Source organism: Candidatus Palauibacter sp. (assembly GCF_965213655.1).
Lineage (GTDB): Bacteria > Gemmatimonadota > Gemmatimonadetes > Palauibacterales > Palauibacteraceae > Palauibacter.
Genome location: NZ_CBDBZT010000003.1, coordinates 1,232,539 through 1,259,171 on the forward strand (window position 1 = coordinate 1,232,539; position 26,633 = coordinate 1,259,171).

At 67.2% G+C, this 26,633-nt stretch carries 22 protein-coding genes and 3 pseudogenes; 13 read left to right on the plus strand and 12 right to left on the minus strand.

Going from position 1 to position 26,633, the window contains the following annotated elements:
* Positions 1-118 precede the first annotated feature (118 nt).
* Together ACOOGH_RS07720 and ACOOGH_RS07725 are read left to right on the plus strand one after the other, a co-directional pair.
* The gene (locus ACOOGH_RS07720; protein ID WP_420448364.1) at positions 119-688 is read left to right on the plus strand and encodes a hypothetical protein; all 570 of its coding nucleotides are present in this window, start codon (positions 119-121) and stop codon (positions 686-688) included.
* Positions 689-870: 182 nt separating this feature from the next.
* Positions 871-1,164 carry an Ig-like domain-containing protein gene (locus tag ACOOGH_RS07725; RefSeq protein ID WP_420448365.1) on the plus strand — a complete coding sequence of 98 codons (294 nt, stop codon included), beginning with the start codon at positions 871-873 and terminating at the stop codon, positions 1,162-1,164.
* A 13-nt stretch (positions 1,165-1,177) separates the two neighbouring features.
* Here ACOOGH_RS07725 and ACOOGH_RS07730 read toward each other — a convergent pair.
* The 4 genes and pseudogenes from ACOOGH_RS07730 to ACOOGH_RS07745 form a co-directional block, all read right to left on the minus strand.
* Positions 1,178-1,573: pseudogene (locus tag ACOOGH_RS07730) on the minus strand (integrase core domain-containing protein); the annotation flags it as partial.
* An 85-nt stretch (positions 1,574-1,658) separates the two neighbouring features.
* Complete coding sequence (locus tag ACOOGH_RS07735; RefSeq protein WP_420448366.1) at positions 1,659-2,891, minus strand: IS256 family transposase; 1,233 nt, start codon at positions 2,889-2,891, stop codon at positions 1,659-1,661.
* Positions 2,892-2,939: 48 nt separating this feature from the next.
* The gene (locus ACOOGH_RS07740) at positions 2,940-3,500 is read right to left on the minus strand and encodes a DDE-type integrase/transposase/recombinase (RefSeq protein ID WP_420447246.1); all 561 of its coding nucleotides are present in this window, start codon (positions 3,498-3,500) and stop codon (positions 2,940-2,942) included.
* Positions 3,497-3,832: pseudogene (locus ACOOGH_RS07745) on the minus strand (transposase); the annotation flags it as partial. The gene ACOOGH_RS07740 and the pseudogene ACOOGH_RS07745, both read right to left, overlap by 4 nt.
* Positions 3,833-4,063: 231 nt before the next feature.
* Here ACOOGH_RS07745 and ACOOGH_RS07750 point away from each other — a divergent pair.
* From ACOOGH_RS07750 to ACOOGH_RS07765, 4 genes and pseudogenes are all read left to right on the plus strand, one after another.
* On the plus strand, positions 4,064-8,440 hold the full coding sequence (locus ACOOGH_RS07750) for an Ig-like domain-containing protein (RefSeq protein WP_420448367.1): 4,377 nt from the start codon (positions 4,064-4,066) through the stop codon (positions 8,438-8,440).
* Positions 8,441-9,360: 920 nt separating this feature from the next.
* On the plus strand, positions 9,361-10,704 hold the full coding sequence (locus ACOOGH_RS07755; RefSeq protein ID WP_420448368.1) for a cytochrome-c peroxidase: 1,344 nt from the start codon (positions 9,361-9,363) through the stop codon (positions 10,702-10,704).
* Positions 10,705-11,384: 680 nt separating this feature from the next.
* Positions 11,385-11,765: pseudogene (locus ACOOGH_RS07760) on the plus strand (IS110 family transposase); the annotation flags it as partial.
* 178 nt (positions 11,766-11,943) lie between these two features.
* A complete protein-coding gene (locus ACOOGH_RS07765) occupies positions 11,944-12,387 on the plus strand; it encodes a transposase (RefSeq protein WP_420448369.1) in 444 nt (147 codons plus the stop codon).
* Positions 12,388-12,569: 182 nt separating this feature from the next.
* Here the strand turns inward: ACOOGH_RS07765 and ACOOGH_RS07770 are convergent, their stop codons facing one another.
* The gene (locus ACOOGH_RS07770; protein ID WP_420448370.1) at positions 12,570-13,793 is read right to left on the minus strand and encodes a tyrosine-type recombinase/integrase; all 1,224 of its coding nucleotides are present in this window, start codon (positions 13,791-13,793) and stop codon (positions 12,570-12,572) included.
* 155 nt (positions 13,794-13,948) lie between these two features.
* Here ACOOGH_RS07770 and ACOOGH_RS07775 point away from each other — a divergent pair, with 155 nt between their 5' ends.
* From ACOOGH_RS07775 to ACOOGH_RS07785, 3 genes are all read left to right on the plus strand, one after another.
* Entirely contained in the window at positions 13,949-15,220 is a 1,272-nt protein-coding gene (locus tag ACOOGH_RS07775; RefSeq protein WP_420448371.1) for an Ig-like domain-containing protein, read from the plus strand.
* Positions 15,221-15,317: 97 nt separating this feature from the next.
* Positions 15,318-15,659, plus strand: coding sequence for a hypothetical protein (locus ACOOGH_RS07780; RefSeq protein WP_420448372.1), 342 nt, complete (start codon positions 15,318-15,320; stop codon positions 15,657-15,659).
* Between the two features lie 55 nt (positions 15,660-15,714).
* Positions 15,715-16,131: an Ig-like domain-containing protein gene (locus ACOOGH_RS07785; RefSeq protein ID WP_420450089.1), complete on the plus strand. Its 417-nt coding sequence runs from the start codon at positions 15,715-15,717 to the stop codon at positions 16,129-16,131.
* Positions 16,132-16,257: 126 nt separating this feature from the next.
* Here ACOOGH_RS07785 and ACOOGH_RS07790 read toward each other — a convergent pair whose 3' ends face one another.
* Both ACOOGH_RS07790 and ACOOGH_RS07795 read right to left on the minus strand, forming a co-directional pair.
* Complete coding sequence (locus ACOOGH_RS07790; protein WP_420448373.1) at positions 16,258-16,770, minus strand: outer membrane beta-barrel protein; 513 nt, start codon at positions 16,768-16,770, stop codon at positions 16,258-16,260.
* Positions 16,771-16,882: 112 nt separating this feature from the next.
* On the minus strand, positions 16,883-17,089 hold the full coding sequence (locus ACOOGH_RS07795; RefSeq protein ID WP_420448374.1) for a hypothetical protein: 207 nt from the start codon (positions 17,087-17,089) through the stop codon (positions 16,883-16,885).
* Positions 17,090-17,093: 4 nt separating this feature from the next.
* Between ACOOGH_RS07795 and ACOOGH_RS07800 the strand changes: the two genes are divergently transcribed.
* Both ACOOGH_RS07800 and ACOOGH_RS07805 read left to right on the plus strand, forming a co-directional pair.
* The gene (locus tag ACOOGH_RS07800; protein ID WP_420448375.1) at positions 17,094-17,282 is read left to right on the plus strand and encodes a hypothetical protein; all 189 of its coding nucleotides are present in this window, start codon (positions 17,094-17,096) and stop codon (positions 17,280-17,282) included.
* A 52-nt stretch (positions 17,283-17,334) separates the two neighbouring features.
* The gene (locus ACOOGH_RS07805) at positions 17,335-17,511 is read left to right on the plus strand and encodes a PIN domain-containing protein (RefSeq protein WP_420448376.1); all 177 of its coding nucleotides are present in this window, start codon (positions 17,335-17,337) and stop codon (positions 17,509-17,511) included.
* A 46-nt stretch (positions 17,512-17,557) separates the two neighbouring features.
* Here the strand turns inward: ACOOGH_RS07805 and ACOOGH_RS07810 are convergent, their stop codons facing one another.
* The 4 genes from ACOOGH_RS07810 to ACOOGH_RS07825 all read right to left on the minus strand — a co-directional run bounded on the left by ACOOGH_RS07810 (position 17,558) and on the right by ACOOGH_RS07825 (position 22,636).
* Entirely contained in the window at positions 17,558-20,185 is a 2,628-nt protein-coding gene (locus tag ACOOGH_RS07810) for an autotransporter domain-containing protein (protein ID WP_420448377.1), read from the minus strand.
* A 74-nt stretch (positions 20,186-20,259) separates the two neighbouring features.
* Positions 20,260-20,772: an outer membrane beta-barrel protein gene (locus tag ACOOGH_RS07815; RefSeq protein WP_420448378.1), complete on the minus strand. Its 513-nt coding sequence runs from the start codon at positions 20,770-20,772 to the stop codon at positions 20,260-20,262.
* 110 nt (positions 20,773-20,882) lie between these two features.
* Positions 20,883-21,344: an aconitase X swivel domain-containing protein gene (locus ACOOGH_RS07820; protein ID WP_420448379.1), complete on the minus strand. Its 462-nt coding sequence runs from the start codon at positions 21,342-21,344 to the stop codon at positions 20,883-20,885.
* On the minus strand, positions 21,341-22,636 hold the full coding sequence (locus ACOOGH_RS07825; protein ID WP_420448380.1) for an aconitase X: 1,296 nt from the start codon (positions 22,634-22,636) through the stop codon (positions 21,341-21,343). The genes ACOOGH_RS07820 and ACOOGH_RS07825 overlap by 4 nt, the downstream gene beginning before the upstream one ends.
* Before the next feature lie 80 nt (positions 22,637-22,716).
* Between ACOOGH_RS07825 and ACOOGH_RS07830 the strand changes: the two genes are divergently transcribed.
* The gene (locus ACOOGH_RS07830; protein WP_420448381.1) at positions 22,717-23,451 is read left to right on the plus strand and encodes an aspartate/glutamate racemase family protein; all 735 of its coding nucleotides are present in this window, start codon (positions 22,717-22,719) and stop codon (positions 23,449-23,451) included.
* A 14-nt stretch (positions 23,452-23,465) separates the two neighbouring features.
* Here the strand turns inward: ACOOGH_RS07830 and ACOOGH_RS07835 are convergent, their stop codons facing one another.
* The gene (locus ACOOGH_RS07835) at positions 23,466-24,863 is read right to left on the minus strand and encodes a CapA family protein (protein ID WP_420448382.1); all 1,398 of its coding nucleotides are present in this window, start codon (positions 24,861-24,863) and stop codon (positions 23,466-23,468) included.
* Positions 24,864-24,937: 74 nt separating this feature from the next.
* On the opposite strand from ACOOGH_RS07835, the gene ACOOGH_RS07840 reads away from it, so the two are divergent.
* Positions 24,938-26,569 (plus strand): N-acyl-D-amino-acid deacylase family protein, encoded by a 1,632-nt coding sequence (locus ACOOGH_RS07840; RefSeq protein ID WP_420448383.1) that lies wholly within the window; start codon positions 24,938-24,940, stop codon positions 26,567-26,569.
* Positions 26,570-26,633 lie beyond the last annotated feature (64 nt).

A 26,633-nucleotide genomic window follows, 5' to 3' on the forward strand; every position in this document is an offset into this window, starting at 1 on the left:
CGTGTGTTTCCCCACATATTTCTTCCATTGGGAAGAGTCTGGCGATTCAGGCCGGGGTCGTGATCCCGTTCGGAAGCTGACGAACGTCGGCCTGCATGCCCGTCCCAGGAGGAGTGCCGTGAACAAGGCCCTTTGCTCCGTTTCAGCGATCATCGCGTTGGCGCTGGCAGGCGCTGCGACACCTGTACGAGCCCAGCAGGTCGGGGACCGCGTTCGCGTCTCCCTCCCGGATTCCACGGCCATCGGGGAGGTTGCCGCCGTCAGCGAAGAAGGGTTCGACATCGTTCGGGACAGCACGCTGTTCTCCTTCAACTACCGATCGATCGACGGATTGGACCGGAGCGTCGGCAGGAAGCGACTGTGGCTCGAGGGGGCTGCAATAGGTGCGTACATTCCAATACGCATTGGCGTCGGACTGATTGTAGCCTGCGCGGAAATAGGGGGAGCAGGGCCCGTGGCCGCGTTTGTCTTTGTCCTTTTCTGCTTTGGTCCGGGTCTTGGCATCGCGGTGGTCGGAGCACCCATTGGAGCCGTCGTCGGTGGCGTTGCCGGCATCTTCATTCATCGCGAAGAGTGGGCCGCGATTCCACTTGACGACCGTCACGGACGCCTCAGCCTTCTCCTGCCGCGGTTCAGCCCCGACGGACGTGTCGCCTTGGAGCTGGGGCTCCGCATTCGGATCCCCTAGGAGGACCGGTGCTACGCCGCAGCGAGAAGAGCCGGCCGGCCGCATGGGGCATGGCAGTGCTCATCGTTGCCTGGGCCGCCGCCTGCGGCGACGGAGGCGGGGGTCCGACGGTACCCGGCCAACCTCCTCCGACTCCGCCGCCGCCTCCTCCTCCGACGACTCCTAACCGAGCGCCGCAGGCGGTGGGCTCGATTCCGGCCATGGGGCTGGCCGCGGGAGATGACCTGACGTTCGACGTATCGTCCTACTTCAGCGATCCGGACGGCGATGCGCTGAACTACACTGTGCAGAGTTCGGACGCCTCGGTAGTGACGGCGACGGTGTCGGGCTCGACGGTCACGATTACAGGGGTGTCCGTAGGCAGTGCGACCGTGACGGTGACGACCCGCGATCCCGGAGGCCTGTCGGCCGTGCAGACCGTGGCCGTGACGGTGGAGCGAGCCAACCGGGCTCCCGGAACCTGCCAACGATTGTGAGACACTTGCCGATTCAGTTTAGTGAGCCCTCCATTTCCCCGCCGGCGGCCGGTCCTGCGGCGTTGGCCGACGTGATGGGGAGTGCGCGGTTGATCCAGACTTCGTCCGGGAGTTCGGCGGCCCTCGGCGGGCCTCCCACGAAGCGGTCGGGGCGGGCGGCGTAGGCCGCGGCCAGCACGTTCTGCCGGTGCGCGATCACCTCGGGGGCGCGGCCGAGGTGGACTTGCCGGGGCGTGAGCAGGCCGATGCCGCCGTGGCGGTGTTCGGTGTTGTACCATTGGAAGAAGGTGCGGCAAAAGTCCTTCGCCTCCTCGATGTCGGCGAACCGGCCCGGGAAGCCCGGGTGGTACTTTACGGTCTTGAACTGCGCTTCCGAGTAGGGATTGTCGTTCGAGACCCGGGGACGACTCAGCGACGGGACTGTCAGATTTTCTGTGTAAATGGCCCTCGCACTCATGGGACTGTCAGATTTTCTGTGTAAATGGCCCTCGCACTCATACGGGCACTCGGCCCTCGAACACGATCGACAGGTGGTTCAGGGCGCCGGTCCAGTCCTGAACGGGCCGGGTCCAGCGCTGTGACGCCCTCTCGATCGCAAGGTACAGCACTTTCCTGACCGCCTCCGGGGTTGGGAACGCGCCGCGCTTCCTCGTCACCTTCGTGAGCTGCGCGTTCAGGGCCTCGATCGCGTTCGTCGTGTACATGACCTTGCGGATCTCGGGCGGATAATCGAAGAACGGGGTCAGGTTCGCCCAGTTCGCCCGCCACTTCCGGCTGATCATGGGGAAGCGCTCGTCCCAACGCTCTGAAAAGGCCTCCAGCGCCGTCTCGGCCGCCTCCAAGCTCGGAGCCCGGTAGATGGCCCGCAAGTCCCTGGCGACCGCCTTGCGCTCCTTCCAGGCGACGAACCGGAGCGAGCCGCGCACCAGATGCACGATGCAGAGCTGGACCTGCGTCTTCGGGAACACCGACTCGATCGCCTCGGGAAAGCCCTTGAGGCCGTCGATCGCTGCGATCAGGATGTCCTCGACCCCCCGGTTCTTGAGTTCGGTGAGGACCGAGAGCCAGAACTTCGCCCCCTCCGCTTCGCCCACCCACAGCCCCAACAGCTCCTTGTTGCCCTCGAGCGTCAGGGCCAGGGCAAGGTAGACCGCGTGCGTCCGGACGTGGCCCCGGGAACGCACCTTCACGTGGATCGCGTCCAGATACACGATCGGGTACACCGTATCCAACGGCCGGCCCTGCCACGCCTTCACGTCCTCCAGGACCGCGTCGGTCACCGCCGAGATCAGCGACGGTGAGACCTCCACCTTGTACAGCTCCTTCAGGTGACCCTGGATCTCCCGCGTCGTCATGCCCCGCGCGTACAGCGCGATCACCTTCTCGTCGAACCCGCCCAGCCGACGCTGGCCCTTCCTGACGAACTTCGGGTCGAACGTCGAATCACGGTCCCGAGGCACCTCGATCTCGAACTCCGACGTGTCCGTCTTCACTCGCTTCCGCGTACGGCCGTTGCGCGAGTTGCCGCCGTTGCGGCCCTCTCTCGCGTGCTTCTCGTAGCCCAGGTGGTCGGTGAGCTCTCCCTCCAGCGCCCGCTCCACCACCCGCTTCGTCAGCGCCTCCAGAAGACCGCCTCCGCCCATGATCTCTTCCGGGCTGCGGCCCTCCAGCAGGCTGTCGAGAAGCTCGTCTACCTCCCGCTCCGTCGCATCCTTCTTCCTCGCCATGGTCTCCTCCCGCTTCCAGAGTCTACTCCATGGCCATTTACACAGAAATCAGCACACTCCCCGCACACCGTGCTTGAGACACGTCTCCCCGATCAAGTGTCCGGCCAGCCCCGCGGTCTCCCGCTCCGCCACCATCCATCCGGTGGCGTAGCGGCTGTAGATGTCCAGGATCACGTACAGATGGAAGTACCGCCACTTCTCCGGCCCCAGCAGCCGGGTGATGTCCCAGGACCACACCTCGTTGGGTGCCCTGGCCACCACCTCGGGCTTCGGGTGGTTGGGATGGCTGCGCTGCGCCCGCCGCTCCCGAACCGCCTCCTTCCCGGCCAGGATCCGGTACATCGTCCGCTCCGAACACAGATAGACGCCCTCGTCCAGCAGCGTCGCGTACACTTCCGCCGGCGCGCGGTCGGCGAAGCGCGGCGAGCACAGCACACGGAAGACCTCCGCCCGCTCCGTCGCGTCCAGGGCCCGGGCAGGAGCCGGCCGGGGCTGCCGCTGCCCGGTCTTCGGCCTCCGGCGACGGTAGAACGTGGCGCGCGCGACCCCGAGGGCCTCGCACGCCGCGCGTACGCCCACGTGCCCGGCCAAGCCTCCGGCCGCGCTCAAGAGCGCTTCCCGTCCCCGGGGCTCACGCCCAGCAGCCCCGCAACTTTTCCCTGGACATCGATGATGATGCGCGCCTTGCGGAGTTCCTCGCGCAACCGCGCAACCTCCCGCTCCAGCGTCTGCACCTTCCTCGCCTCCCGCTTCCCGCCCGAGGGCTTCGGTCCGCGTCTCTTCGCCAGCCCCCGCAGCGACCCCTCCCGCGCCGCCTTCCTCCACATCGAGAGGTGCGAACTGTACAGTCCCTCGCGCCGCAGCAACGCTCCAATCTCCCCCGGCGTCTCGCAGGCGTCCGCCTCCTCAACGATCGACAGCTTGTACGCCGCGGTGAAGCGCCGCCTCGTCGCCTTCGCCGCAACTCCGGATCCGGCGCCGGCGGGCGGGCCGCGGCCGTGACCCCGTGCCGCTCGTCGCTACGCTCCTCGCGTCCCGGGGTCACCTCCTCCATCTTCGACGATGTCATCCCATTCCTCTCTCCGTCCATCGTTCTCCACCCTTCGCCCTCCTTCAGTAATCTCCAAGGTAGCGAATGCCTCACCGAGGTTGGCAGAGAGGGTCCCGAGACGGTGGAATCGATCCCGCCGGTGGGGCTGGCGGCGGGAGAAGACCTGACGTTCGACGTATCGTCCTACTTCAGCGATCCGGACGGCGATGCGCTCTCCTACGCGGCGGAGAGTTCGAACGTAGCGGTGGCGACAGCGACGGTGTCGGGCTCGACGGTAACGATTGCAGGGGTGGCCGCGGGCAGTTCGACCGTGACGGTGACGGCCAGCGACCCCGCGGGACTGTCCGCATCGCAAACCGCCGAAGTCACGGTGTCGGACGGGTCGAACCGGGCGCCGGAAGGGACGCTGCCGTTCCCCGACGTGACCATCCCGGCAGGCGCGGCGCTCACGTTCAACGTGGTGTCCTACTTCTTCGATCCGGACGGAGACCGGCTCACCTACTCGGGCCGGAGCTCGAATCCGGACGTGACCACCGTCTCCGTGTCGGGCGCCGCCCTCTCCATCACGGGCGTGTCGGAGGGGCACGCGACGGTAGATCTGACCGCGCGTGATCCCGGGAACCTGCCGGCGACACTCCGCTTTGGCGTCAATGTTACAAAGGGTCCTCCCGCAGCCGTGGGCGAGATCCCCGAAGACACCCTCGAGGTGGGGGAGGCAGCCACCGTGGACCTCTCCGGGTACTTCACGGACCCGGACGGGGACGCGCTGACCTACACGGCGACGGCCTTCTTCGAACGGATTGCGCGCGTCTCCGTTGCCGGGAGCACGCTGACGGTCGAGGGGGCTGCCGAGGGGAGCACCTCCATCACCGTCACGGCGAGCGATCCGGACGGAAACGAAGCCACCCAGCGGACGCGGGTGACCGTCAGGTTGCCCAACCAGCCTCCTGTAGCGCGGGGTACCATGCCGGAGCTGACGCTCACTGCGGGCAGGACGAGGAGCGTGTATCTGGGCTCCTACTTCGACGACAGGGATGCCCTTACGTACTCGGCCGCGACCTCGGACGCGGCGGTCGCGACGGTCACGGTCACGGGCAACCGCGCGTCAGTGACGGGGGTCGGCCGCGGCGCCGCGGAAATCACCGTGACGGCACGGGATCCGGGAGGCCTGGAGGCCAGCCAGCGCTTCGCGGTGACCGTGCCGAACAACGCCCCTCAGGAGACGGCGACGGTTCCGGGAGACACGCTGGACGTCGGCGCTACGGTCACGCTGGATCTATCGGAACATTTTACGGATCCGGATGGGGACGCTCTGAGCTTCACGGCCGAGCCGTTCTTCGAGCATGTGGCCACGGCGACGGTGTCGGGCAGCACCCTGACGATCGTCGGGGTCCGCGAGGGAAGCACGTCGGTGACGATTACGGCGCGCGATCCGGCGGGCCTGGAAGCGAGCCAGCGGCCCCGGGTCAGGGTGCGTCAGCCCAACCGTCCCCCCGCGGCGACCCGGACGATCCCCGACGTGACCGTGGAAACGGGGCGTACGGATCGCGAATCGATGTACTTCTATTTCGACGACCCGGACCGGGACGCGCTGACCTATACGGCAGTGTCATCGGATGAGGCGGTCGCCTCCGTGACGGTGTCGGGCCGGAGCGTGACGGTCGAGGGCGTCTCGCGGGGAACCGCGCGGATCACGGTGACGGCTCGGGATCCGGAGGGGCTGGAAGCCGAACAATCCTTCACGGTCACGGTCCCCAACAGCGCCCCGGAGGCGGTCGGCGACATCCCCTACGACACCGTCGATGTGGGGGAAACAACCACGGTCGACCTCTCCGCTTACTTCACGGACCCGGACGGAGACCCACTCACCTACACGGCCGAACCGTTCTGGGAGCATCGGGTCCGCGCGACCGTGGCGGGGAGCGTCATGACCATCGAGGGACTGGAAGATGGCCGTACTTCGATCACCGTCACGGCCCGCGACCCGGACGGTCTGGAAGAGTCGCAGCGAACCTACCTGACCGTCATCCAGCCGAACCGGCCTCCGGAGGCCACTCGCACGATTCCCGATGAGGAAGTGGACTTGGGCGACACCGAAAGCGTCTCCCTATCGTTCCATTTCGACGACCCGGACCGGGACGACTTGACCTACCTGGCGGAGACCTCGAATCCGGCGGTGGCCACGGTTTCCACATCGGGACGGAGAGTGGTGATCACGGGGGTCGCCAAGGGAACGGCGCGGGTCACGGTCGTGGCGCGAGATCCGGGCGGGCTCGAGGCGCGGCAATCATTCGGCGTCACCGTGCCCAACAGCGAGCCCGAGGATGTCGGCACCATTCCCGATCACACGCTGAACGTCGGCGAGACGTTCTCCGTCGACCTGCACCCCTACTTCACCGATCCGGACGGAGATCCGCTCACGTATACGGCCGAAGTGTTTTTCGACGCCAAGGCGCGCGTCACGATTTCGGGCACAGTCATGACGGTCGAGGGACTGGAGGACGGGGGCACCTCCATTACGGTCACGGCCCGCGATCCGGAGGGCGAGGATGCCCGGCAGCGCACCCGCGTCGAGGTCATTCAGCCCAACCGCCCGCCGCAGTCGACGGATGTGATCCCCGACCAGACGCTTGAACCGGGCGATGACTACTGGTTCCTGGCGTTCAGCTATTTCGAGGACCCGGACCAGGATCGACTGACGTACTCCGCCACCACCTCCAATGCGAGCGTGGCCACCGTCACGGTATCCCGCAGCAGGGTGACGATCGACGCCGTGGCCGAGGGCACGGCGACCATTACCGTGCGCGCGAGCGATCCCGATGGCCTCGCGGCCGAGCAGGCGGTGAACGTGACGGTCCAGTCGGAGCAGGGTAACCAGGCCCCGACTTCGGTGGGGACGATCGGGGCGCAGACGGTCGATGCCGGCAGCTCCGTCACGATCGACGTGTCTTCCAACTTCCGCGACCCGGACGGTGACCGGCTGACTTACTCGGCTACGACGTCGAACGCGTCGGTGGCCACGGCCACGGTGTCGGGCAGCGGAGTCACGATCTCGGCTGCAGCCGGCGGCGCGGCGACGATCACGGTCACCGCACGCGATCCGGGAGGGCTGTCGGCCAGGCAGAGGATTCGGGTGACCGTCCCCAACGGCGCTCCCACCGCCCGTTCGATTCCCGCGCAGACCATCGGCGCGGCGCAGACGGCCCAGGTCGAACTGTCGTCCTACTTCTCGGATCCGGATGGGGATCGGCTCAGCTACCGCGGTTCGTCGAACGACACGGGCGTGGCGACCGCGAGCGTGGTCGGGAGCACCCTGACGATCCGGCCGGTGGCCGCAGGCGCTACCACGGTCACCGTGACCGCCCGCGATCCAAGTGGCCTGACCGCATCGGAGGATGTTGCGGTCGCGGTGCAGCCGCGCGCCAACCGTCCGCCTTCGGGGGGCACGATTCCGGCACAAACGCTGACCGAAGGGGGGTCGGTCAATCTGGATCTGTCGTCCTATTTCTCGGATCCGGACATGGATCCGCTGATGTATGCGGGCTCGTCAGACACTGACGGCGTGGCGACGGCGGGCGTGGTCGGCAGCACGCTCACCATCCGGGCGGTGGCGTCGGGAGCCGCGACGGTGACGGCGACCGCAACGGATCCGGACGGGCTGGCGGCCGCGAGGGACATCGCCGTGAGCGTCGCGCGTCCCGACAACCAGCCGCCGGTGCCGACAGGCACGATCCCCGACGAGACGCTGAATGCGGACGAGGCTGCCACAGTACGACTGTCCTCCTACTTCGATGACCCGGACGCGGACGCGCTCATCTACACGGCCGCGGTGTCGCAAGCAGGAGTGGCCACGGCCTCTGTGTCCGGTAGCAGCGTGACGGTCACGGGCGTGGCGCAAGGAACCGCCACCGTCACGATCACCGGCCGCGACCCGGGCGGGCTCGAAGCCACGCAGGCCTTCGATGTGGCGGTGCGCAACAGTGCGCCGGAGGAGATGGGGACGATCCCGGCTACGACGATCGCCGTCAACGCGTCGGCCACCATCGACGCCTCCTCGTATTTCCGGGACCGGGATGGGGGTCAGTTGTCCTACACCGCAGAGACATCGGCGGCCGGCGTGGCGACGGTCTCCGTGTCGAGCAACACGGTGACCATCGCGGGCGTGGCCGTGGGGTCGGCGGTCGTGACGATCACGGCCCGGGATCCCGATGGCCTCGAAGCCCGACAGCGAGCCGACGTGACAGTGAGGGCGACGAACCGGGCGCCGGAGGCGGTCGGCACCGTCCCCGCCCAGACCCTGGCGACAGGAAGCTCCGGCTCGGTCGACGTCATGTCCTACTTCAGCGACCCGGACGACGACGCGCTGACCTATGCCGCGGTAACCTCGGACGCGGCGATCGCGACGGCTTCGGTCTCAGGCAGCGTAGTCACGATCTCGTCGGTGAGCCCGGGTACGGCGACCGTGACGGGCCGATATGTGACACGTAACCGATTGTAAATAAATAGCTTATACAATCGTCCGTCGAAGCGATTACCTCATTGAATCCCACTAACCAAACGGTAATGCAGTGGGTCTTGGTGGACCTCCGTGGACGTAAGCGTTCGGTCAGGCCGTGGAAGAACGGTCGGCGGCATCCTTTCCGCAACGAGCAAGCCCACATTGCGCCAGTGTCGCCGCTGAGCCACGAATGGGGCGGCTGGCCCGCCCCCGGACAGGCCAGCCAAGAAGCGGTCGCGACGGCGCGAAGCTAAGCCTTTACGCGACTGGCGATCCGACCATATCGTTCCGACGCTACGGGTCTCATCGTCGCGCTCCGCCTACGCGTCCCGATTGAGGTGGAAGGGGGGCGCTTCGTCGGTTGTTCCGTCCCCGTCGGGCGCAAACCCGCAGGAGGCCAGCCCACGGCTTGCCCGAACGGTTACCCGTGGACGTTCGTTCAAGCCGTGGAAGGACGGTCGGTCGGCATCTCACCGCAACGATCAAGCCGCCTTGCGTCGATATCGCCGCTGAGATGCGGGCAGTACAGGTTGCGGCGGAGGCGACTGGTACGCTGGCCGCTAAGAAGTGCGTAGGCGTCGCGTTGGCTTTACACTCCACCGAGGCGTGCTGGTCTCACGCGGCCTATGTCGAGTCGGATAAGCTGGTTATCTTGTCTTGGCGCAGCGGACAGTTCAGTTCAGTTAGAGAATCCACGACCAGCCCCAAGAGGATGTTGACACGATGCTGTTGAATCGTTACGGCTTCATCGTTAAGCCGAGCCGAGCCGAGCCGAGCCGAGCCGAGCCGAGCCGAGCCGAGCCGAGCCGAGCCGAGCCGAGCCGAGCCGAGCCGAGCCGAGCCGAGCCGAGCCGAGCCGAGCCGAGCCGAGCCGAGCCTACGTTTCGCTACTCGCGGCCCCGGTGTTGGTGGGTATCTTTGTGGCTTGCGATAGCGACGCCGTCGGCTTGGACCCGGTGGAGCCTCCCGAGGTCGTTCCCTCCGCCCGCGCCGAGTTGATCGGCGAAACGCGGCGGCTGGTTCGCGAACGCGGCCTTCTTCCCGTTCTCCCTCCGTTTCCCATTCAGCCCGTGACCGTCGAACTCGGGCGCTTCCTCGCCTTCGACAAGATCCTCAGCGGCAACCGCGACGTGTCCTGCATGACTTGCCACCTGCCAGCGATGTCCACCGGCGACGGCAAGTCGATACCCGTGGGAGTTGGGGGCGTAGGCCTTGGACCGGCGCGGTCGCATCCCGATGGCCAGTTCACCCTTAGGCACTCACTCGCGTTGTTCAACCTCCACCGTGTCCGGAAGTTCCTTTGGGAGGGCCGGGTGGAGGAACTTCCAGGCGGCACGATCAGGACTCCAGCAGGGGAGCACCTGACGCCCGGTATGCAGGCTGTTTTCGATTTCGGTCTACCGTCGGCTCAGCCACTGTTCCCGGTCGCCTCGCCAGAAGAGATGCTGGGTGACGGAAACGAATTGTCCGAGGGATTCGGCGAGGACCACAACTTCACCGAACTCTGGGCGCGCCTGATGCTACGCTTGGGTGCGATCGAAGAGTACCGCGATCTTTTCGAAGCCGCCTATCCCGGCACCGACTTCGACGACATGACGTTCGCGCATGCCTCGAACGCCATCATGAGCTTCATCATCTCGGAGTTCTCGTTTGGCGATTCGCCGTGGGACCTCTTCCTGCACGGCGACAACGCCCGCCTGACCGATCAGCAACTGCGGGGCGCCATCGACTTCATGACGGTGGGCTGCACCAACTGTCACCAAACCGACATCTTGGATGCTCGGCCCGGCAACGAGTTCCACAACGACGCGCTGGCCCAGTTTGGTCCCGGGACGGGAGACGGACCGGGCGGTCGCGACGACTTCGGGCGCGAGCGCGTCACGGGCGACCCGGCCGACCGCCGCCGCTTCAAGGTGCCCCCTCTGCGAAACATCGAACTGACCGCGCCGTACGGGCACGTCGGCCAGTTCACAACCCTGCGCGGATTCGTCGAGCACTACAACAATGTCGACAGCACGCTGTACGCCTACGACGTCACCCAGGTGGACCCGCTTCTCCAGCCGACCCTGCTCGACAACTACGAGGAGATCCTAGCGACCCGGGACACGCTGCTGCTGCCCATCCGGCTGGACGAGGAGACGGTCGATAGCCTCATCGAGTTCCTCAAGGCGCTCACGGACGAGTCGGCAAGGGACCTGACCCACGTTACGCCGTCGCGAGTCCCGAGCGGCTTGTTGGTCGACAGGATGGGCTCCTCCAACTAGCGGACGGTCCACTAGAGAGGGAGGAAGGCAGATCGAGTCCGGCTCGGGGTAGGGGGGCGAAGCGGCGACCCATTGGGGAGAATCAGGACGCCAGCGAACTCGCGCGCGTCCGCGCAGAAAGTCTTTTGGGGGTCGAGGGGGCAGGAGCCCCTCGTCAGCCTCCGTGTTATACACGGGGTATGCTGGCTTGACCCCATAACAGTGGGTCGAGCCAGCCCGGCGGAGCCGCCAAGAACGCTTCTCCGGACACCGCCCGGAACACCGCCCATCGAGGCGTCGCGGGCAAGCTCCCCGGCCTCGTCGTCGCCGGCCTCGCGGACGCGAGGGCAACCGGCCAACCCATCACTCCCCGTGACCCCGCCACACTCTGCCGCGCGGCCCGATTGCCACCTACCCCTACCCCTCGGAGACCCGAGATCGTCGCTTGTCTCTTCCAATCTTGGAGATCCCCGCTTGATTTGCATGACCGGGTCACGGGGAAGGCCCGGACTGTTGAGCGCCCGCAGAGGCGAGCGTAGCGAGCCGGAGCGGGCGCTCAACACGGACGGTGGTCGGATCGAATCGTCGCTTGGCCGTAAGGGGCCGTCTGAGAGTTTGGTCGCCACCGTCCCTCCCTCTGTCCTGAATGGATACACGAGCATCGAGGCTCGCACGACAAGCACAGGAGCAGGGAAGAACACATGAGCAACATCCTCCGCGCCGTCGGGATCGACATCTCCAAGGACTGGCTCGACGCCTTCGCCGCCCCCGAGGGGAGAGCATGCCGGTTCCCCAACGACAGCGCCGGCCTCCACAAGCTGATCGCTTGGATCGGCCGTGGGGTCGACCGGATCGCGTACGAACCCACCGGAGCCTTCCACCGCGACTTCGAGGACACCCTCCTGAAGGCCGGGCTCCCCCTGTACGCGATCAACCCCTTCCAAGTCCGGTCCTTCGCCCGCTCCATCGGGCGGCGCGCCAAGACCGACGCGGTGGACGCCCGAATGCTGGCCATGATGGCGTCGGCCATCGAGGATCTGCGTCCGACCGAGGCGAGATCGGAAGGACAGCGAGAGCTCGCCGAGCTTCAGCAGATCCGCGACGCGCTGGTCAGGGATCGCACCGCAACCACCAACCGGGGCAAGAACTTGCGCACTCCCGTGGGCAAGCGGGTCACCAAGCAGAGGCTGCGGCAGATCGAGCGGCAGCTCAAGGTCATCGACGCAGAGATCCCGGCGGCGGCTCGGGGAGGAGAAGGCGTTGGAGCGCCGGGCCGAGATCCTGACCTCGATCCCGGGCATCTCGGACATCACCGCTGCGGGACTGATCGTCCACATCCCGGAACTGGGCACGCTCACCGGACCGCGCGCCGCCAGCCTCGCCGGACTCGCCCCGGTCACCCGGGAGTCCGGACACTGGAGGGGACGCAGCTTCATCCAGGGAGGCAGGCACCGGGTCCGCAGGCTGCTATACATGCCCGCGGTGGTCGCGGTCCAGCACAATCCCGCACTGAAGCGGAAATACGAGGTGCTCGTCGCCAAGGGGAAGCCGCCGAAGGTCGCCCTGACGGCCGTGATGCGGAAGCTCCTCGTCCTCGCCAACGCCCTGGTGCAGCAGGACCGCACTTGGACGCCGCATCCGCCGCGGGAATACTGCTGCCCGACGTTCCCGACACCCAGCCCGGCGGGGAGCGTTCACGGATGATCGAGCCGGGCAGCAACGGGCACCGAAGCCGAAGCGCGGCGGGGGGCGTTGCGAGCCACATCGCTTCGAGAAAAACGGGCGTCCACTTGACATGGATACTCTCAGGCGATGCCACGGCCCGTAGACTACCCGAATAGCCTCCAGACCGATCGGAAACAGCTTCCGAACCCGCCGCGAACGCGTCAGGTTTCCGTGCCTGCGCTCCGGGCCGCGAGATACGCGGCCCAGTCGTCCATGAGCCGACGCCGACGCTCGAAGAGGTCGGTGCGCCGGTACGCGGCTTCCACCTTGTTCTGGACCACGTGCGCCAGAGCCGCCTCGACCACCTCCCGGGGATGGTCCGTTTCCTCTGCTGCCCAGTCCCGGAACGACGACCGGAACCCGTGCGGCACCGCCGCGACCCGGTGCCTCTGGAGCAACTGACGCAGCCGCTTCTCGATGATCGGCTTTCCGTTCAATCGCGTGAACACCAACCGGCTGCCCTCTCCGCCCAGCGTCCGGGCCTCCCCGAGGACATCGACCGCGCGGCGGCACAGCGGCACCCGATGCTCCCGCTTCGCCTTCATGCGCGTCGCGGGCACCGTCCACACCGCCTCGCCCAAGTCGATTTCCGACCACTCGGCCCAACGCACCTCACCCCACCTCGCCGCCGTCAGCACCAGAAACTCGAACGCCAACCGGGCCACCGGCATCTCTTCCGTCGTCCTCGCCTTCCGGATCGCCGCTCCAACCTCCCGATGAGGGAGCGCCTTCATGTGCTTCACGACCCGGTTCTGCGGCCCGAGCACCGACCGGACCCGGTCGCAGGGGTTGTCGGTCCGGTACTCCATCGCCACCGCCCACTCGAACACCGAGCGCATGCGCTGATGCACCGACTGGGCCGTGGATCCCTTCGTGTGCCAGATCGGTGTGAGGATCTCCAGAACATCGGCTGTGGCCACCTCCGAGACCGCGATCTGACCGATGCGCGGGAAGGCGTAGCGTTTCAGGGTCGATAGCCAGTCCTTCCCGTGCTGCTTGCTGCGCCATCCGGCCTGCTTCTGCTTCAGGACGCGCCCGGTTGCCTCGGCGAAGCTCGGGATGCCCCGTGCCCGTCGCCGCTCGGCGAGCGGATCGCCGCCCTCGCGGGCGAGCTTGCGGTTGGCCCGCGCCTTCTCGCGGGCCTCGGCCAGCGACACGAGCGCGACGCTGCCGAGTCCGAAGTCGCGGCGGCGGCCGCGAATGACGAGCCGCTGCACCCAACTGCGCGCACCGCTCGGCTGAACGTAGAGGTAGAGTCCATTGCCGTCGCAATGCCTCCCGGGAGGTGCGGAACGCACGAAGGCAGCCGACAGCCGCTTGTGGGGGTGGCGGCCCTTTGGCTTGGTTCTCCGGGTCGGAGCGGGCGTGTGGGTTACGTCATCCATTACCTCATAATATGTGGGATCGGATCGGAAGTCAAGAAACATGGCGGGAAGACAAACGGCGAGCATTTATAGGATAACATATTATCATACCACGATATATGGTACTTCACAGAACATCCTGAGACGCTGCTGGACTTGAGTAGACTACAGTGACCGTGACCGCGAGCGACGCTGACGGGGCCTCCGCCCTGCACGAGATCGCGGTGACCGTGACGACTGGAAGAAACAACCAGCCTCCGGAGGCTCTGGGCGACATCCCGGCCGTTTTCCTCACGGCGGGCGAGTCGGCCGAGGTCGACATGTCCCCGTACTTCAGCGATCCGGACGGCGACGCGCTGACGTACGGCGCCACGACCTCCGCGGCCGGCGTCGTCACCGCCTCGGCGTCGGACGGCACACTGACCCTCACGGCGAGGACACGGGGAACCGCAACCCTCACGGTGACTTCTGGAGACCCCGGCGGGCTGGAAGCCGAGTCCTCCTTCGCGGTGGCCGTCGTGGAGGCGGATATCGGGTCGTACAACATCGATCTCATCTCCATCACCCCGATGACCGAGACCCAGGCGGCGGCATATCGAAACGCGGCCGAGAAGTGGATGCGGGTCCTCGCGGGCACGGAACTCCCGGACATGCCGGTTGGAGCGGAGATTCCCGTGGGATGCTGGGACGAGATCTCCGACCGGCGTGTCGACAGCGTCGACGACCTACTGCTGGTCGTGGCGGTCGGCACGTTCGAGAGCTCTACGACCATTGCGTCCGCCGGCTCGTGCCGACGGCATGCGGATTCGATGCTGCCCTGGATGGGAAGAGTGAAGTTCAACGAACGCTATCTGGCCGAAATCGAAGCCGACGGCGGGCTTGAGGAGGTCGTCCTCCACGAGATGGGTCACACCCTGGGGCTGGGCAGCTACGACTGGCGTCGATTCGATCTACTCGCCAACCCGACTCTGACGTGGCTCTGGATCACGGTGCTGCACGACCCGGGCGAGGACACGCATTTCACCGGCTCACTGGCTGCCGAGGCCTTCGACGAGGCGGGGGGAACAGACTACACGGATGGGGACAAGGTGCCGGTCGAGAACTGCAAGGGGCCGGGGTCAGGCGATTCCCACTGGAGAGAACTTTATTGGACCGAGGCAGTAGGGGACAGCAACTGCCGTGAAGGAGACATCCTGCTCGGCGGAGAACTCATGTCGCCAACATACAACCGTGGGGTGCGTGCCGCGTTGAGCAACATCACGATCCAGGCCCTGGCCGATATGGGCTACACGGTCGACGCCTCCGAGGCCGAGTCATACAGCCTCCCGGAGCCGGGGGCCGAGCGAGCCGATCCCGAGCGTACGCTCGACTACGGCGACGACGTGTTCAGAGGGCCGATTACGCTGCACGACCGCAGCGGCCGCATCGTGCGCATTATCCGCAACTAGTTCCAGTGCAGCGACATCGAACAGGACGAACGAAACCCCGGAACCCCGGAAGGGAGCCGCCATCATGAGAAGTCGAGAAGTGTTCAGGAGGTGCCGCATGCGCTCGTACGGTCCGGCAGCGAAGATGATCGGAGGCTACGCAACGCTCCTGCTCGTGTGCGGCGTCGCTGCCTGTGGCACGGAGGGCGGCATGGTGGAGTTCGAGCCCGCGTTCCAGGGCCCGCCGTGCCAGGTTGGGCAGGAACTCGGTCCCGGACAGAGTTGCACCGACGGTTCGAGTTACCAGTTCAGCGTGGAGTCCGATGGCATCGCATGCCTGATACCTGACGGAATGAATCGCACGAGGGGCAGTTGTTCGAACAGCGCCATAGATGTGGAGGGCTTCGCCGCCAGCCCGATTCCTGACACCTTGAGATGGCGCATCGACGCACTTCCGTGATGCGCGGCAGGAGGCCCGTCCGGGCAAAGGAGAATGAGGTCTTATGTCCAGTCTCATGAAGTCGACTTGTGGATTCGTGCTCGTCCTGATCGCCGGGACTGGCTCCGGCGGGTGCTGTGTTGATGTGGACCCAGACGGTATCGACGGGTGCGGATCCCGTACCGTGGTGGCGCCGGAGGAGCCTGTGAACCGGGCTCCACGACCGTCCGGCGCCATCTCGCCCCAAACGATCGGGATCGGGCAGTCCGTCAATCTCAACGTCTCGTCATACTTCCAGGATCCGGATGGAGATGCCCTGTCGTTTGGGGCGAGATCGAACGAAACGCAGGTGGCCTCCGCCAGCGTGTCCGGCAGTTCGCTCACCATCACCGGTGAAGCAGCAGGAGTCACGGCGGTGACTGTCACTGCCCGCGATCCCGGGGGCTTAGCGGCCACGCAGAGTGTGGCGGTCACGGTCCTTCCGGTACGCTGACGCCGGAGCGCAGCCTGGACCGTTGGACGACCTCAGTCCGGGATCACTGTGCCCGTGGCTTCAACGCGCGCGACCCATCGTGAATGGCGAACGCGAGACCGGGATCCGATTCGGAGCGGGGGCCTGTCAGAACATCAAACCGACCGCGACAACGATCTGTTCCGACGCCGTTGAATACCGCCCCTCCAGGAACGGCGACGGTCCGGCAGACCCGAATCGCAGGCCAGCCAGGAGATTCGCGCCAACCTCTGATTCGCTCGTTGAGATACTGATACCGCCGGCCGACACACTGCCGCTCGCTTCGACATAGTTGATCCCGGCGCCGGCGTATGGCGCCACCGTCCCTCCCACGGATATGTCGAGAACAACGTTCCCGTTGAGTTCCCAGTAGTTAATTTCGGCGCCAATTGCGTCCGCTTCCGCGTCGCTGGGAAAGAAGTAGTCGAAAGAACCCACAAGGCTCAGCCCCAAGTCGCCGGCCGGAATAGCAAGCGATACACGAGGCCCGACGCCGAAGTCGGAGTCTTCGCCGTAGCTGGCCGCGGCACCGAAGCTGATGCCCTGCGAAGCGAGAGGGGCCGTCAAACCGAACAGCAGGACGGGGACAACGAAACACAGGCAGACGAACCGGCGATTCATACGAGCCTCCTTCTCGATGGGTTGACACCGCACAATGGCGGCTCCGATACCGAAAGTAACGACGTACCCTGAACGCCAACGTCCCCCAAATGGGGGATGTATGAAACATCGACTACCGGCGCTGATCCGCGGCCTGGAAAGGCCTGACCGCGCCCGTCGCATCGACGCGGGCTGCGGAGGTCCCGCGCAGGGTGTCGTGGTCCTCGGGGGATAGCGCGATGACCGGTGGGGCGCGGTCGTAGAGCTGCCCGGCGACTATGGCGGCGAGGGCGAGGAAGGTGTCGGGGCCGCGGGTCAGGAATGGCGCAGGGGCGGACACGCTTGTGCTCGGCTGTATGACGATGGGGTTCCTGGATGTCGCCCGAACGCTCTCCGAGCGTCTCGGCGTACCCGTCATCAACCCCGTTTTCGCAGCGCTCAAGGCGGCGGAGTCGTTCGCAGCCACCGGTGTCAGGCCGTCCGCGCGCGCCTACCCTCCGCCCCGCAAGGCGATCGCGACCGCTCCCGTCTGACGCCGAGACTCCCGCTGCGCGACTGGCTGGAGAAGGCCGTGGCCCCTCCGCTGTGCGGCGACAGGGGATATCTCCGGCCATTGCTTCGGAGATCGCGGCCCTGCCGGATTCGTTCCACCGGGATCCCGCGGACCGGACGGTCGTCGCGACGGCCAGGGCCTTGGGCGCAACCCTTCTGACTCAGGACCGCCGCATCATCGAGTCCGGCTTGGTCCAGGCCATCGGATAGCGTCCCCCGGCACGATCCGCGATTACCGCCGCCGGGGGACGCCCCGCTACCAGGTCATGTTGAGTCGAACGAGCAGGCTGTGGTCCGGCTCCTGGCGAAACACGTATTGCCGACGCCGGGCGTCGACGCCGAAGTGGAAGTTCAGGGGCCCGCTCCGCAGAACGGTCAGGTTGTAGCCTACTCGGTAGTCCCGCCCGAACAGGGAAGTCGCGACGCCAAGCCTCGGCGTCCCCACCAGCCCGCTCCCGACGGGCAACGCGTAGCCCACCTCGGCATTCAACCGGTTGGCCGATTCCAGGCCCGTGGCCCCGAGCCCAGTCATGGTCTGCCGGCCCCAGAGCGCCTGGGCCCCGCTCATTGCCTGGCCGCCCCACGACGGCGACACGCGCGCCGTGAACCCCAGGGGTGTCGAAGGTGTCGGGTCGTAGATCAGCGACAGAGAAGCGCCGCGTTCCTCGTATCCCTCGGCCTCGTGCACCAGGAGCGTCCGCACTCGAGCGTCAACCGAGAGCCCGGCCAACAGGTCGGATACCATGAGGCCGGCGGCGAAGTCCGCACCCGCGCCGGTCTCGCCGTCCCCGCCGTCGTACCGCATGCCGGCTTCGATCGACGGTGCGAGCGTTGCCCCCGAGGAGAGTCTCCGGGCGTGGACCGCCTCGAACATCAAGCGGTGCCGGCTGGCACTCAACAGCGTGCTCTGGATGGTCCCGGCTCCCTCGACATCGGCCCTCGTGAAGGCCGTCTCACCCTTGAATCTCAGGCTCGTCCTGCCGCCTTCGATCAGTCGCTCGCTGGACGCCAGCGACTTGCTCAGGCCCGCCGCCACCATCTGCTGCGTCATGTCGCTCGCTTGCGCGTCCGCCGCCACATCGTCGATCTCGACCTCGCCCCAGCCATGGCCGGCCGTCGCCCACAGGTTCCATCCGCCTGGGGCCTGCCAGCCCAGGTAGGGGTTGATGCTCGTGAGGGGAGTCGTCAACTCGCCCGTCACCACCTCGGAGGCCGTGTAGTCCACCGCCCCGCGCGCCCGCGACAACGACACCCCTGCCAGCAGCCGCGCGCTCACGCGGGCATCGATCCCGACGTTGGCGCTCAACACGCTACCATCGTAGCCCAGCGTTGCCGGATTGCCGCCCGCGAAGTCGCGGTAACTCCCGCTTCCCCAGAGCGTCAGGCCTCCGGCGCCGCCGCCCTGCACGGCGCGCCCCGCGTGGAGCGGGAGGCTGAAGGATGATTCCGCAAGGAGCCGGCCGAGATCGAGTGTGCCGTGCCCCAGCGCCCGGGCGTTTGCCAGCAGGGCGTGGGGAGTGAGGGCGGAGGCGCCGCCGAGGTTCAACCCCACCGCCATCGGGGCACCGGAGGTGGCCTGCCGGATGCGGGCCGAGATGGCATCGATCGTGTTGGCGGTCATGGCTCGCATGACCTGGGGGAGCACGGACTCGATGGCCGTGTTCTGGCGCGCCGCGGTCACCCCCGGCGAGTTCATGTAGAAGCCCGATCCGACGACGATGTCCATCGGGAGTATGCGTCCGTCCGGCGGCTGGATTTGACCGGTGAACTCGCGGGCGTAGCCCACTTTGGGGATGTCGGCCGCGTCCGTGTCGTCGGTGGGATCATCCCAGAAATACTGTACGAAGCCGCCTTCCGGGCTGCTGGCCGCCGCTTCGAGTACCTGCGTCAGAACGAACTCCCCGGTGACGGCATCCTGGACGGTCGGTATCAGAGGCTTGAGTTCGAACCGATCCGGGAACGCCCCGTGAAACAGGATGACGTTGCTGTTGCGCTCCAGCACGTAGAGGTACACCGAACCGTGCCTCCAGGGCCCGTTCGGATCCCGCATGGCGATTCTGGCCTGCGAGGAAGCCGCTGGACCGCCGCGCTCCTGGAGCTCGATGAAGTACTCGCCCGCTTCCGTGACGAAGGTCTTCAGGGTCTCGCGATCCACCACGTCCCTGGCGGTAACGGTCGGATCGCCGTAATCGATTTCCTCTTGAGCCAGGTGGGTTGCGTCGAGCTCGAATCCGGCGAGCAACAGGAGCGGGATGCCAAGAGTGGCGGAGACATATACGCTGGCATGGCCGGAGGCGCCCGGTATGCCCGGCCGCAGGCCCGGGACCGGGACGGTCGCGTCGAATGCGCCCTCCGGTTCCTGCAACAATGTGGCGAAGACGGCGGCCTGCGCGGCGGCGGCGGTCGCGGGATCGGGGGAGGCCAAGTTGGCCAGATCGGCCGGGGAAACCCCCAGCGCGGTAAGGATTTCCGCATAGATCAGGGGGTTGAGCAGCCCGCCGGACTGTGACATGTCCTTTGCATGCACGAACACCCGGCCGTCGGGCGTCAACTGTATGAGGTAGGTGGAGCCGGAACGCCACGGCCCCCCCTCCTGCCTCAGGAGACATCCGAAGTACGCCGCGTGTTCCACGGTGACTTGCGGGGACAGGTTCTTGAAGTAGTCCCTCGCACCCACCGCAAAATCCCTCAGGCTGGCGCTCCCGTTTTCCACCTGCTGCGCCGTCACGCCCGGATCGGGAGGCGGAGGCACGCCGGGAGTGAGCGGACAGGCCTCCTGCCCCAGCGCCGGGGCGGGACGCCCGAGGGACAGGACGCCGGCCAGTACGAGCAGCCCGACCGCGTGAATCGTCTTCGTCGAAATGGGTACCGTTCGCGCCATCATCTCGAGGTTTCTCCCCATGCGGTTGCGTTGGTTGCGCTGTGTGCGAACCGGGATCCGATCGGAGCGAGGTCCTCTCAGAACAGAAAACCGACTGCGACAACGATCTGCTCCACCGCCGTGGAGTACCGCCCCTCCAGGAACGGCGACGGTCCGGCGGACCCGAATCGCAGACCAGCCAGGAGATTCGCGCCAACCTCCGATTCGCTCGCTGAGATGTTGAAACCGCCGGCCGACACGCTGCCGCTCGCTTCGGCATAGTTGATCCCGGCGCCGACGTATGGCGCGAACGTCCCTCCCACGGGTATGTCCAGAATCACGTTCCCGTTGAGTTCCCAGTAGCTGATGTCGGCGCCAGCCGCGTCCGCTTCCGCGTCGCTGGGGAAGAAGTAATCGAAAGAACCCACAAGACTCAGCCCCAGATTGCCGGCCGGAATGGCAAGCGATACTCGAGGCCCGACGCCGAAGTCAGTGTCTTCGCCGTAACTGGCCGCGGCACCGACGCTGATGCCCTGCGAAGCGAGGGGAGCCGTGAAGCCGAATAGCAGGACGGGAACAACGAAACACAAGCCGACAAACCGGCGATTCATGAGAGCCTCCTTCTTGCGTTGACATTCACATGGAGCGTCTCCGATGCCGAACGTTAACGACGCATTTTGAACATCACCACCCTATTTGGGGGGGGAGCACGAAACATCGACTATTGGCGCCGATCCGTGCCCTGGAGAGGCCTGACCGCGCCCGTCGCATCGACGCGGGCGCCAAGGATCCCGCGTAGGGTGTCGTAGTCCTCGCGGGATAGCGCGATGACCGGTGGGGCGCGGCCGTAGAGCTGATCGGCCACAATGGCTGCAAGCGCGAGGAAGGTGTCGGGGCCGCGGGTCAGGAATGCCGCGGGAGCCGTGCCGCGGCGGATGGCTTCGAGGAGGACGGCGGTTGTCGTGCTCGACCCGCGGGTCGCCGGGATGGCCATGATGCTGCCGGTGCCCGTGCGGCCGGCCAGCGGATGGCGCCGGTCGATGATCTCACCGGTATCGGCGTCGTAGCCGCCCCAGAAGCTGAGCGGCTCGGAGGAGTAGAGGACGGCGCCCTCCGCGGTGCCCGGGACGAGCGCTCGGCCGATCAGCGGAGCGGAGCCCGGGACGGCTGGTTCGTCGCTCACGGCTCGGCGGTCCAAGCACTGTCGTCACGCGTGACGCGGCCGGCGACGGCGGAATCCACGCAGTCCGCCAGGCTCCCGAAGGCGACGGCGCGATCGAGCAGCCCGGGGGTGTACCATGCGTACTTGGCGGAGTTGGTCATGAGCCGCCGGATGCTCTCCGGCAGCATGGGCGTCGTCAAGATGCACGTGTCGACGGTCAGTTCGCCTCCGAACGATTCGATCACGTCGACGTAGCCCGCTTTCGCCGCCAGTTCACGGACGGCTCGCCCGGTCGTGATCAACAGCCGCACTCCGGTGTGGCGTCGTCGACCATCGACGAGTCGCGCCAGGGTCGCGAATTCCGACAGCGAGAAGTGCGGGCTCCCCAGCACGACGAGGTCGAGGCCGTCCGCCTCGGACAGGCCCGAACCGAGTTCGTCCCGGGCCGCCCGCAGCGCCGCAGGCCCCGGACGCAACCGAGTCGCCGGTTCCCTGCCGTGAAACGCCGCGTCCAGGTCCGGCGCCTCGGGCGTGAGGCCGACCCAGTGGAACAGGCCCACCGCGCCTGAAGAGGCCATGGCGGCGCCCAGCGCCTTCAGGTCGTCCTCTCCGGGCCGGGCCCGGAGTCCGTCCAGCACTGGGATCCGCCCCTCCACGCGCAGTCCGATCCACTGTCCCAGCACCGGGTACAGCGCCGTCTCCTCGGCGAGCCGCCGCGGGACGCCGGAGAGATCGACGAGCACCTGCCCCGCTCGATTCTCCGTGAGGTGCAGCCCCGCAGCCGGGGCCCGGCCCGTGACCGCGCAACAGATGTCCAGCAGGTCCGGGTAGCGCTCGGTGCGCGCGCCCAGCACCGAATTCGCGAACACGATCGCGCTCGACTCGCCCCACGCGACCTGCTCCCCGACCCCCGGGCGCGGCTGTGTCTGATACGGCGCGCACGTCCAGGTGGGCTCGCAGCCCATCGCCTCGTACGCCTCCATCTGGCGGCGCGCCGGTTCGGCCCAGGATTCGGACACGTCCCACTCGCGCCAGCCGTGTTCGTCGACCCCGGAGACGTTGAGCGTCGTCGGCACTCGCACCCGTGCGCCGCCCTCCGCCAGGCGCTCCGCGAACTCGAGCGTCGCCGGCCCCTGGTAGAGCGACGAATCGATGTGCGCCGCCGTGATGTCGAGCAGTTCCCGCGCCCCGACCACTTCGGCCATGCGCGCGAGGATCGACATCGCGAGCCGCGTGCCCTCCCCCTCATCTCCGCGCAGGAGTGCGAGGTCTCCCGCTTCAAGGCGGACGTCCGTCACCGAGCCGTGTTCCATCCGCCCGTGTTCCATCCGGCTGCGTTCAGCCCCATCTTCCGTCCAACCAGTCCAGGAGTCTGAAGCCCACGGATCCGACCATGCGCATCGTCTACTTCCTTCCCGGACCCATGTCCCGCGGCCCTCTTGGGCCGGAGGAACTCGTCCGTCGCCAGGCCTTCCTCAACGAGCACGCCTTTCATGGGACGGACGCCGTCGTTCGCGAGACGGACAACGGTCCAGCGTCCGTCGAATCGTCCGCGGAGGAATACCTTTCGGTTCCCGGCATCCTCGAGGCCGCGCCCCGGCTGGAGGCGGAGGGGTTCGACGGGATGATCATCGGCTGCTTCGGCGACCCCGGGCTGGCCCCGGCCCGCGAACTCGTGGACTTCCCCGTCATCGGTCCCGGCCAGGCGGGGGCGCTCGCCGCCGCCCAGATGGGGCAGCGGTTTGGGATCATCACGGTGGTCGAGGAGGTGGTACCGGCGATCCGCCGCCAGATGCGGGGCTACGGACTCGAGGGCCTCGTGGCCGACATCCGGGCGGTGGACGTCCCGGTGCTCGAACTCCGGCAGCGCGCGGATCAGGTGCTCGAAACGATGGAGCTCGAGGCCCACGCGGCGCTGAGCGCAGGGGCGGACACGCTCGTGCTCGGCTGTATGACGATGGGATTCCTGGATGTCGCCCGAACGCTCTCCGAGCGTCTCGGCGTACCCGTCATCAACCCCGTTCTCGCAGCGCTCAAGGCGGCGGAGTCGTTCGCGGCCACCGGTGTCAGGCCGTCCCCGCGCGCCTACCCTCCGCCCCGCAAGGCGATCGCGACCGCTTCCGTCTGACGCCCCCCGGCGCGTCAGGGCCGGATCACGCCGACGCCGTCCTCGATCGTGATCGTCGTCCCGAACTCCGCGGAGAGCTTCGCCAGACCCTCGAGAATTTCCTTCCCGAGCGCGTCGTCCGCCATCATCGGGCGCCCGCGCACCGGCCGCGGCAGCTGCCAGCCCATGGTGATGGGGTGTAGCTGGATCTCCTTCAGCATCCCGCCCTCATACTGGACGACGGGGACGACGCTCTCCCAGAACCCCTTCCCCACCGGGAACGAAGACGCCCCGGCCCGCTCGATGCGCACATCCTGGAACTTGCCCGGAAGGTCCGCGTAGCCCAGCCCCTGGGCCTCGTAATTGTCCTGCGGCTGGAACTCGATCGTCTCGTTCTGCATGGCGAAGTTCGCCAGCGAGTAGAAGATCGGCTTGCCCTGGTACATCTCGATCGCGCGCAGGATGTGGGGGCCGTGTCCCACGAACATGTCCGCGCCCGCGTCGACGACCGCCCGGGCGACGTCCACGATGAAGTCCGCCGGCACCTCCCGGCGATCCGCGCCTTCGTGCGTATGGCTCGTGACGATGACCCACTCGGCCTGGCGTTGCGCCTCCTTCACGACTTCGACGATCTCCGCCAGATCTCCGGCGTGCGGCACCGTCTTCACGCCCGGCTTGGATCCCTCCATGAAGGTGATGCCGCCGAAGTTCACCCGGGGACCGGAGCCGCCTCCCCGCCCCGCCACAGCCAAGGCGCCGCGGAGACCCGCCATTTGATCGGCGGTCACCGTCACCTGCCGTTCGTAGCGGATCGGGCTCAACCCCGGACGCCCGCGCATGTCCGGCCTCTGGTGGCCGGCCCGCATCGCGTCGTTGAAGGTCGAGGCGATCGAGATCAGGGCCACTCGACCGCCGGGCGTGTCCACGTAGGCTGGAGCCCGCGCCTCCGCGAGGTTCTCGCCGTAGCCCGCGATCGCGAGTCCCGCCGCTTCGGTCGCCTCTTTCGTTCGCCGCGCCCCGCCGGCGCTGAAGTCCATCGTGTGGTTGTTCGCGAAGCTCACCATGTCAAAGCCGAACCAGGCGAGTTCGTGCGCGATTTCCGGCTCCGCCCGCATGTAGGTGCCGCCGCTCGCCGCCGCCGGGATCACGTCGTCCTCGTAGTCGTGGAAGAGGATCTCGAGGTTCACGAACGCGGCGGTCGCGCTCTGGATGATCTCCCGCAGGGCGAGGAACTCGGGCTCCCGGTACGGAGACATCTTCCGGGAGATGATCGCGTCGCCGGCGAGGGCGATGGACATGTCCCCGCGCGCGTCCTCGAAGGCTTGGGCCTCAAGCGATGTCGGCGTGGTGAGGGCGGTCCCTGCGGCGAGGGCGAGACCGGCCGCAATCCCGGTGAGCGTGAGGGACAACAACGGAATACGATTCCGGCGCATGAGTGCCTCCGATGAGCTTGCCTGAGTACGCTTTTGCTTGTGCGGTTTGCATCCGGGCCGACAGATTCGACTGTATGAACTACAACATGCTTTTTCCGACTGCACCCCGCCACGCCGCGCGGGCGCTCAGGATGCTCATCGCTGCGGCCGCGCTCCTCACCGGCGGCTGGTGGACCGCCGGACCTGTCGACGCGCAGAGCTACGACCTGATCATCAGGGGCGGCACCCTCGTCGATGGCTCCGGAAGTCCGGGCCGGGTGGGGGATGTCGCGATCGACGGCGGGCGGATCGCGGCCGTGGGTGATCTGGGGGGCGCGACGGCCGACCGAGTGATCGACGCCGCCGGCCGACACGTATTCCCGGGCTTCATCGACACGCACTCCCATGCCATGCCGGCGCTGCTGCGCGACGAACTCCGCACGGCGCAGCCGCTCCTCGCGCAGGGGATCACGACGATCTTCGCCAACCCGGACGGCGGTGGCACGGTCGACCTCGCCGACCAGCGGGCGCGAATCCTCGACCCCGGAGTCGGCGTGAACGTGGGGCAGTTCGTCGGACACGGCAGCGTCCGCCGCGCCGTCCTTGGAATGCAGGCGCGGGAGGCCACGCCCGAGGAACTCGACCGCATGCGGTCCATCGTCCGCGGCGGCATGGACGGGGGCGCCTTCGGCCTCTCCTCCGGCCTCTACTACTCTCCGGGGTCGTACGCCCCCACCGGCGAGGTGGTCGAACTCGCAAAGGTCGCGGCCGGGTACGGCGGCGTCTACCAGGGCCACATCCGCGACGAGTCGGACTACTCGATCGGCCTGCTCGGGGCCGTGGACGAAGTCATCGAGATCTCGCGCGGATCCGGCATCACCGGCGTCGTCACGCACATCAAGGCGCTCGGGCCCCGGGTCTGGGGCGAGTCCGCCGAGGTCGTCCGTCTCATCGAGGCCGCTCGCGCGGAAGGTCTGGCGGTGTACGCGGACCAGTACCCCTACGAGGCCTCGGGCACGAGCATCGTCGGGGCCCTCGTCCCGCGCTGGGCGCTCGCCGGCGACGACGGCGCCCTCTACGCGCGCATGGAGAATGCCGGTGAGCGCGCGCGGCTTGTGGCGGACATGTGGGAGAACCTCGACCGCCGGGGCGGCGCCGACCGGCTCATGCTCCAGGGCGGACCCCACGGTGGCCGGACCCTCCAGGACGTGGCCGACGAGCGCGGGATGGACGCGGTCGAGACCGGGCTCGCCCTCCTCGTGGAGGCCCGCGAAGGCGGAGGCGGCACCGGTCTCACCTCCTTCAACATGAACGACGAGGACATCGCGCGCTTCATGTCGCAGCCGTGGATGATGACGTCTTCCGACGGCTCGCTCTGGGTGCCGGGCGAAGGACACCCGCACCCGCGCGGCTTCGGGGCCTTCCCGCGGCGGATCCGGAAGTACGTGCGGGAGGAAGGCGTCACCACGCTCGAGCAGGCGATTCACGCCATGACGGCGCTCCCTGCCCGCGTGTACGGGATCGAAGGCCGTGGCGTGCTCGAGGCCGGCACGGTCGCCGATGTGATCGTCGTGGACCTTGAACGATTCCGCGACACCGCCGAGTACGACGACCCGCACGGGCTCGCCGAGGGGGTCGAGTATTTACTCGTCAACGGCACGTTCGCGATCGATGAGGGCCGTTTCACGGACGCCCTCGCCGGCAAAGTACTCGTCAAGGCGAGGTAGGCAGGCGCGGCACACGGGGCCCGAATGGCCCACCGGACACATGGCCAATTTGGCACAAGGAAAC